Origin of the sequence: Streptomyces sp. URMC 124 (assembly GCF_051386455.1) — a bacterium.
In the GTDB taxonomy this organism is placed as follows: domain Bacteria; phylum Actinomycetota; class Actinomycetes; order Streptomycetales; family Streptomycetaceae; genus Streptomyces.
Genome location: NZ_JBPQTS010000099.1, coordinates 21,286 through 27,833, shown reverse-complemented (window position 1 = coordinate 27,833; position 6,548 = coordinate 21,286). Strand labels below are relative to the sequence as shown.

The following is a 6,548-nucleotide window of genomic DNA, read 5'->3' as shown; positions in this document are numbered from 1 at the left end:
TAAGAGACAGGGGTGAACCCCCGCGGCCCCCGGCTGCTGTTTACCAGCTCCAGTAACCGTGCGAGATCCAGCCGGACGCACCGGTGTTCACGTCGTAGACCTTGTCCCACTGACCGTCGCCCGAGACATCACGGTGCGCCAGGCGGTGGTTGCTGTAGCAGAGACCGACGACCGAGCTGGACGTGCTCGCAGCGGCGCGGATGCGCACGCCCTCACCCGTGCAGTGGCCGTAGACGTCGTCGGCGTACGCCGGCGCCGCCAGAGCCGCGCCACCGAGCGTGGCGGCGACCAGCAGGCCCGCCACGGCACCGGCACGCTTGCCCGCGCTCTTCCCCCGAATGACAGAATTCACTTGTTACTCCTCAACAATGGTCGAGCCGAGCGCCAAATGATCTTGGACCCGGCGAGACGGAAAACTATCAGCGGATGATCTTGAAAAAGGCCCTGACGCAGCCCCGGGACATACCCATGACCAATCGGTGACAGGGGCGCGCCGAAGGTCCCCCGTGCGGTGTTCGCGTACACCTCCTACCGGCTCACCTCCAGCCCGGCCACGAGCCTGCGCACGAACGCGCTCGCGTTCGGGGAACCGCACCGGGTCGCCGACGTGTCCGTCTCCCGGGGCCTCACCGCCGCCCTCGACTGATGCGCCCCGTGCGTCGGGGCGGCCCGCAGGCTTCAGCTCCCGCCCATCATGCGGTACATGCCGATCGAGTCGTGCTCGGCGGTGTCCGCGAAGCCGAACTTCTCGTAGAGGAAGCGCGCGGGGCCGTCCGCGATGAGGGAGACGTACGCGGTGGCCGGCGCCCGGCGCTCCAGTTCCTCGGTGAGCGCGGCCATGATGAGCTTGCCGAGGCCGTGGCCCTGGTGCGCGGGGTGCACGCATATGTCGACGATCTGAAACGCCGTACCACCGTCTCCGATGATCCGCCCCATGCCGATGGGCTCGCCCTCGTGGTGGAGGACCACGCCGTACCACGTGTTGGGCAGCGCGAGCGCAACGGCCTCGGGGGTCTTGTCGGAGAGGCCGGCATCGGTGCGCAGGCGGCGGAAAACCTCGACGGAGGGCACGCCAGCACGCAACTCGTAAGGCTCGTAAGGGGTGATAGAGCTATTCATGCATTACACGCTACAGGGTGCGGAGGGGCCGGCCCCCACGCCTGACACCAGCGGAGACGGCCCCCACTCAGCGCGCGCACGTACCCCTAGAGGACCATTGATACGCAACCTCGCGCCCGGGTGAATCGATAGACGGGGCATGAAGCAGCTCGTCACCCTCGGTGCTCTCAGCGCTGTCAGCGCTCTCGGTGCGGCCATGCTCGGCATGACGGCCGTCCCCGCCCACGCCTCCGGCGCCGGTGATCCCGATCCCCTCGCTCCCGTGCAGAAGTTCTCGACCGACGTCCAGTCCACGGTGTGCCGGCAGGACCTCACCGGTGTGCCGGTCGTCAGCCAGTACGCCGGGGCGGTGAAGGAGGTCTGCGGCGGCAAGGGCCGTCCCGCCGCAGGCCGCCCGCACCGCTGACGCGGTCGGCCTCAGCCGCCGGCTGGACGGGGGACGGCGGGTTCTCGGCTGGAGAAACTACGAACTGGTCCGCCGCCTCAACCCCTACGTCAAGGCCGCGGCCACCGGCCGCCGGGAACTGGCCGACGCCATGCGCGCGATGCCCGGGCAGGGGAACCTGCCCGGGCACCGGGCTTTCTCCGTCTTCCTGGCCGCCGGTCAGGACGGCCGGACCCGACGATCCCGCGTACGGCCAAAATCCTTATGGACAGCGGAAGTTGAGACCCAGGCGACCCTTGACGCAGAGCTTCCGATTATGAACGGATCGTTCCCGCAGTTGTTCGTGTCCGATCGCTCGCCGAGGAGACCACCGTGCGCATACCGTTACCACCACCCCTGGCCAAAGCCCGCCCGGGACCACGCGGTCCTCGCAGAACACGGCTGACGGCGGCCCTCACCTCCGCGCTGCTGGCCGCCGGGCTGCTGGTCGGCGCCGCGCCCGGGCCGGGCGGCTCCACGGCGCGGGCGGACGACCGGCCGACGAACACGGCGTCCTCGCCGAACAACGGCAGCCTGCCGTTCGCCACCTACAACATGCAGGGCTCCGACAACGGGTCGCGCTGGACCGGCGAGGTCGGCCCACTGACGATGCATCACCCCGTGGTCACCCTCCAGGAGGCCGGCAACGGGCCGCCCACCGCCGCGCACCAGCGCCACGGCGTCGGTGAGTCGATCCGCATCCCCGGCCCGTTCCCGGCGGGCCTGCCGGACCACGTGAACCACACGGTGTGGCGGTACCGCAACCACACCCGCCACGTGTACTTCCTCCAGACCGACCCGCAGCGCGACAGCACCACGGGACGGGACCGCTGGCAGGGCGGCCGGGTCAACCTGGCAGTGGTCACCCACGCCCGCGCGGACGAGGTCCGCATCATCGAGAACCCGCTGTACAACCGGGACGAGCCCCGCAACGAGTACCGCTACCGCCGCGCCCTCGGCGTGCGGGTCGGCAACACCGTCTACTACAACGTCCACGCGCGCGGCACGGACGTCGCCCCGCTGCTCAGGCGGATCCGTGCCGCCGCCCGGGCCGGCGAGAACTGGGTCATGGTCGGTGACTTCAACCTCGACATCCGCAACCGCACCGACCGCCAGGCCCGCGAGCAGAGCCTCCGCCTGCGGCCCGACGAGCAACTGGCCCGAACCGGCCGCTCCACCCACCAGAGGGGCGGCGAACTCGACTACGCCATCACGCGCGGCACGCCCCGGTTCAACGCGGACATCCCCGCGGGCCGCAGCTCGGACCACTACCCGGTCCAGTTCGAACCGGCCCCCACCCCCGTACCGGCCGCGCCCGACGGCCCGGTGCACAACTTCTCCTCCGCCTTCGAGAACGCCCGGACCGGGCTGGCCCTCGACGTGGACGACAACGGCCGTGTGACCACCCGCCTGCAGGCGTACAACGCCCGGCAGCGGTTCCGCGTGGAGACCGTGCGGGCGCACTGGTACCGCTTGCGGGGCAACAGCCCCCGAGCAGCCGCGACCGCCGCCCTCGCCGGCCGTGCCGCCCTCGCCGCCGGCGAGGCGTGCCCCGGCGTCAATCCGTTCGTGCCGATGTCGCCGGTCCTGATGCTGTCGTGCGAGTCGCCCGGGGCCCAGTGGCATCCCGAGGACACGGGCGCGTCCGGCGGCCCCCTGCGCTGGCACAACTCCCAGTACCCGAACCTGTGCCTGACCGGTACGGGGAACGCGCAGCCGGTCGTGGCCTTCCCGTGCAGCGACATGCCGGCCCAGCAGTGGTGGGACAACTCCCGCGCGGTACCCGAGCGCGCGTGGGAGGACAGTGACGGGCGGGTCCGTCTGCGCGCCTGGAACGGCTACTACCTGGACGTCTTCGGCGGGACCGCCCACGACGGCACCCCCCTCACCACCCGCCGGCGCAACGAGGTCAGCACCCAGCGGTGGGACATCGAGTACGCCGGCAGCGGTGACAACATCGTCCGGCTCAGGGGACTCAACAGCGGCGGACGGTGCGTCGACATCGGGGACAGCGTCCAGCCCCGCCCCGGCGAGCGTTCCGTGCTGCACGACTGCTCCGGCCGCGGCAGCAAGACGGACGGGACCGGCGGTCGCTGGCAGGCGGAGACCTACGGCGACGGCACCCTCCGCTTCCGCAACGAGGCCGCGCACCTGTGCCTGGTGCCGTCGGCGCGGGAAACGGGGTACGTGACGATCGGGACCTGCAGCGACGACGCCCGTCAGCGCTGGACGATCGTGCCGTGACCCCGTAACCGCCATAACCCCGTAGCCGCGCCCGCCACCCTCGCGCGCACCGCTGCGGACCTCTGCGGCTTCGCGCGGGGTTCGCTCCACCGCTCCGGTCGGCGCAGAGCGGCCCACCTCGGCCGCTGCCTGCGCCGACCGGAGTGCCACTACGCCAACGGACGGCCCCGCCCGGCCGGTTCCGACAGGCACCGCACCGCGGTCTCCCAGGCGCGCGTCACCGCCTGCCGGGCGTGCACCGTGGCCGTCACCATGTCGACGCCCGTCACCTGCGTGCGGGCGCCCACGTGGACGTGCACGCGGGGGCGCCGCAGCGGTGCCGTGGCGAGCCCCGCCAGCTGCTTGGCGGGCAGGCCGGAGACGAGACGGCGGGCTCCCGCCTGTCCCAGCGGGATGACCGGCGCGCTGGTCGCGTGGGCGAGGCGCGAGAGTCCGCTGCGGAACGGACCCGGTGCCTCCTCCCCCGCGTCCCTGCGCTGCGGGAGGCGGCCCTCGCCGTAGATGAGGACGAGGCGGCCGCGGCGGAGCGCGGCCGCGGCGGCGTCGAGGGCTTCGACCGCCCGCCCGCTGCCGCGATGCACGGCGATGTGCCCCTCCCGCTCCAGCAGGCCGCCGAGCACCGGTATCCGCCACAGGCCGGCGGCGGCCATCACCACGGGCCGTACACCCAGGCGGTGCAGCGCGGCCAGCACGACGGCCGGGTCCGCCAGGGAGGTGTGGTTCGCGGCGATGATGCTGCCGGGCGCGAAGTCGGCGCCGGGGTCGGCCGTGACGGTCAGTCGGCCGAACGCCGGTACGACGGTGGTGGCGATGCTGCTGAGCATGGGAAGGTCCTCGGATCCGTCCAGGGGTGATCTTCATTGTGGGCCGGGGACCGCGTGTGGTCCTGAGTAGTCCTACTCAGATCCGGGGCGTACGGAAGCGGGGTGTGAAGCCGCAGGCGCGCGCCCATGGCGGGTATCCGGGGTGCGCCCCCTGCCTCGCGGTGGAGACGCCGCGCACTCGTCTCCACCGTCGGGAGGAACGACCGGAAGGTCCGCCTCATCCAAGGGTGCACTCACGGTTCGTTACACAGCATGAGGATCCAGTAGTTAACGGTCGAGATGATGGCATTACCTGCAAAACACCCCGTGCCTCGCTTGTCGGGCACACGGGCCGCACACACGGGGGACATCATCAACGTCAAGCGCACCACCTCATCCCAACTGTCCCAAGAAGACATCCTCTCGGTCGTCGAAGGCACCACGCTGGCCGTCCACATTCCGGGTTTCGTGCACCCGGAGGCCCTCGCCTCGGCGCGGCGGCAGCTCGTCGACCACCCCGACCGGGGCAGTCTGAGCCAGGCCGCGGAGTTCAAGCGCATCGGGTTCGCCTACTCGGAGATCAGCGACAGCGCCTCACGCGATCGCTATCACGCCGAGGCGCGCGACAACATCCGGCGGATGCGCGACCTGTTCGCGCCCTACGCCTCGCCCAGCGACGTCCTGCGGCTGCTGCTGGAGGAGACCTGGGCCGCCGGGGCCGGCTTGATGCACGTGGAAGGCCGCAAGGCATTCGTCGGCATCTGCCGCTACCAGGACAGGAATGTCGACCTCAACCCGCACACCGACGCCCTGGAGCGGAACCTGCCCGCCGAGCACGCGCACCGCCTCGAGGCACAGCTCTCGATCAACATCTACGTCAACATCCCGCGCACCGGCGGAGAGCTGGAGCTGTGGGGCACCGAGCCCAGGGAGGACGCCTACCGCGGCCTCATGGGCGAGCGGACCTGGGGGATCGACCGCGAGAAGATCGGCCCGCCGGTCGAGGTCGTCAAGCCGGCCCCGGGCGATCTGCTCCTGCTCAACCCGCGTCAGATCCACGCCGTGCGCCCGTCGGGCGACGAGCCCCGCATCACCCTGGGGCACTTCCTCGGCTACTACGGCACCGACCGCCCGCTCGAACTGTGGAGCTGACGGTGAACAACGACGTCAAAAGCATCGGCCACGACATCAGTGAATTCGCCGGATCCAACGGGATCCGGCACTCCCCCGTCCTGGACGGCCGCAGCAAGGCGAGTTTCGGGGAAAGGGCCAAATCGCTCTCCCTCACCAGGAAACGGGCCGTCCTGCTGGTGAGCGTCGGCCAGCGCTATCACGAGGGCGACAAGCTCCGTGCCACGACGGAACTCATCGAACGCGGCGGGTTCCGGCAAGTGACCATTGCCGTGGCTGATACTCTGCAGCGCACCAACTATCTCGGGCTTTCCCGGCAGGACGCTTACGACCGCGCACTCACGGCGGGGGACGAGTGGCTGCACCGCAACGAGAAGACGCTCGCGCGGATCTCCGCGATCAGCGATGTCCTCCGCTGGGACGAGGCGCTGCGCGACCCCGTGTACCCGCAGTTCCGCAAGCTCGTCGAGGACGCCTACGAGCACGACCCGCGCTACCGGCAGGCCCTGCTCCGCACCGTCGGGAAGTTCCTCGACCGCCTCACGGCCCGCGATCCGGAAGCGGATATCGCCACGGCGTCCCGGAACTGCCTGTCCTACCTCATCGAGGAATGCCCCGTCATCATGCCGACCTGGGCACACCGCGGATACGACTATGTGATTTATCCGCAGCCCATGACGGGGGCCATGGCGGAGACTCGCCGGCTGTTCGTCGAGGACGCATATCCGGGTAAGGCTGAATGGCTTTCCCTGAAGTTCAAGAAGCGGGCCACCGCCACCCAGCCCATCGCCTGACCACCCTTTGACCCGGTGTAGGGGAACATCACC

At 70.5% G+C, this 6,548-nt stretch carries 8 protein-coding genes; 5 read left to right on the top strand and 3 right to left on the bottom strand.

The features are described 5' to 3' along the window. Nucleotides 1-40: 40 nt before the first annotated feature. Entirely contained in the window at nucleotides 41-352 is a 312-nt protein-coding gene (locus ACSNOG_RS20700) for an SH3 domain-containing protein (protein WP_120753532.1), read from the bottom strand. 159 nt (nucleotides 353-511) lie between these two features. On the opposite strand from ACSNOG_RS20700, the gene ACSNOG_RS20695 reads away from it, so the two are divergent. Continuing rightward, nucleotides 512-646 (top strand): hypothetical protein, encoded by a 135-nt coding sequence (locus ACSNOG_RS20695; RefSeq protein WP_436754160.1) that lies wholly within the window; start codon nucleotides 512-514, stop codon nucleotides 644-646. Between the two features lie 32 nt (nucleotides 647-678). Here ACSNOG_RS20695 and ACSNOG_RS20690 read toward each other — a convergent pair whose 3' ends face one another. After that, nucleotides 679-1,119, bottom strand: a complete 441-nt coding sequence (locus ACSNOG_RS20690; protein WP_436754159.1) for a GNAT family N-acetyltransferase — start codon at nucleotides 1,117-1,119, stop codon at nucleotides 679-681. Nucleotides 1,120-1,258: 139 nt separating this feature from the next. On the opposite strand from ACSNOG_RS20690, the gene ACSNOG_RS20685 reads away from it, so the two are divergent. Both ACSNOG_RS20685 and ACSNOG_RS20680 read left to right on the top strand, forming a co-directional pair. Further along, nucleotides 1,259-1,525 (top strand): hypothetical protein, encoded by a 267-nt coding sequence (locus tag ACSNOG_RS20685; protein WP_436754158.1) that lies wholly within the window; start codon nucleotides 1,259-1,261, stop codon nucleotides 1,523-1,525. Between the two features lie 351 nt (nucleotides 1,526-1,876). After that, complete coding sequence (locus ACSNOG_RS20680; protein WP_436754157.1) at nucleotides 1,877-3,787, top strand: endonuclease/exonuclease/phosphatase family protein; 1,911 nt, start codon at nucleotides 1,877-1,879, stop codon at nucleotides 3,785-3,787. Nucleotides 3,788-3,936: 149 nt separating this feature from the next. Here the strand turns inward: ACSNOG_RS20680 and ACSNOG_RS20675 are convergent, their stop codons facing one another. After that, nucleotides 3,937-4,611, bottom strand: a complete 675-nt coding sequence (locus ACSNOG_RS20675) for a lysophospholipid acyltransferase family protein (RefSeq protein WP_436754156.1) — start codon at nucleotides 4,609-4,611, stop codon at nucleotides 3,937-3,939. Between the two features lie 315 nt (nucleotides 4,612-4,926). On the opposite strand from ACSNOG_RS20675, the gene ACSNOG_RS20670 reads away from it, so the two are divergent. Continuing rightward, nucleotides 4,927-5,742 (top strand): 2OG-Fe(II)-dependent halogenase WelO5 family protein, encoded by an 816-nt coding sequence (locus tag ACSNOG_RS20670; RefSeq protein ID WP_436754155.1) that lies wholly within the window; start codon nucleotides 4,927-4,929, stop codon nucleotides 5,740-5,742. Then, nucleotides 5,733-6,515, top strand: coding sequence for a tRNA-dependent cyclodipeptide synthase (locus ACSNOG_RS20665; protein ID WP_436754154.1), 783 nt, complete (start codon nucleotides 5,733-5,735; stop codon nucleotides 6,513-6,515). The genes ACSNOG_RS20670 and ACSNOG_RS20665 overlap by 10 nt, the downstream gene beginning before the upstream one ends. The last annotated feature ends 33 nt before the right edge of the window (nucleotides 6,516-6,548 follow it).

Excerpts from the sequence above, each read along its gene's own strand:
- ACSNOG_RS20685 (WP_436754158.1), top strand. The coding sequence starts at position 1,259 with ATGAAGCAGCTCGTCACCCTCGGTGCTCTCAGCGCTGTCAGCGCTCTC.
- ACSNOG_RS20675 (WP_436754156.1), bottom strand. The coding sequence starts at position 4,611 with ATGCTCAGCAGCATCGCCACCACCGTCGTACCGGCGTTCGGCCGACTG.
- ACSNOG_RS20690 (WP_436754159.1), bottom strand. The coding sequence starts at position 1,119 with ATGAATAGCTCTATCACCCCTTACGAGCCTTACGAGTTGCGTGCTGGC.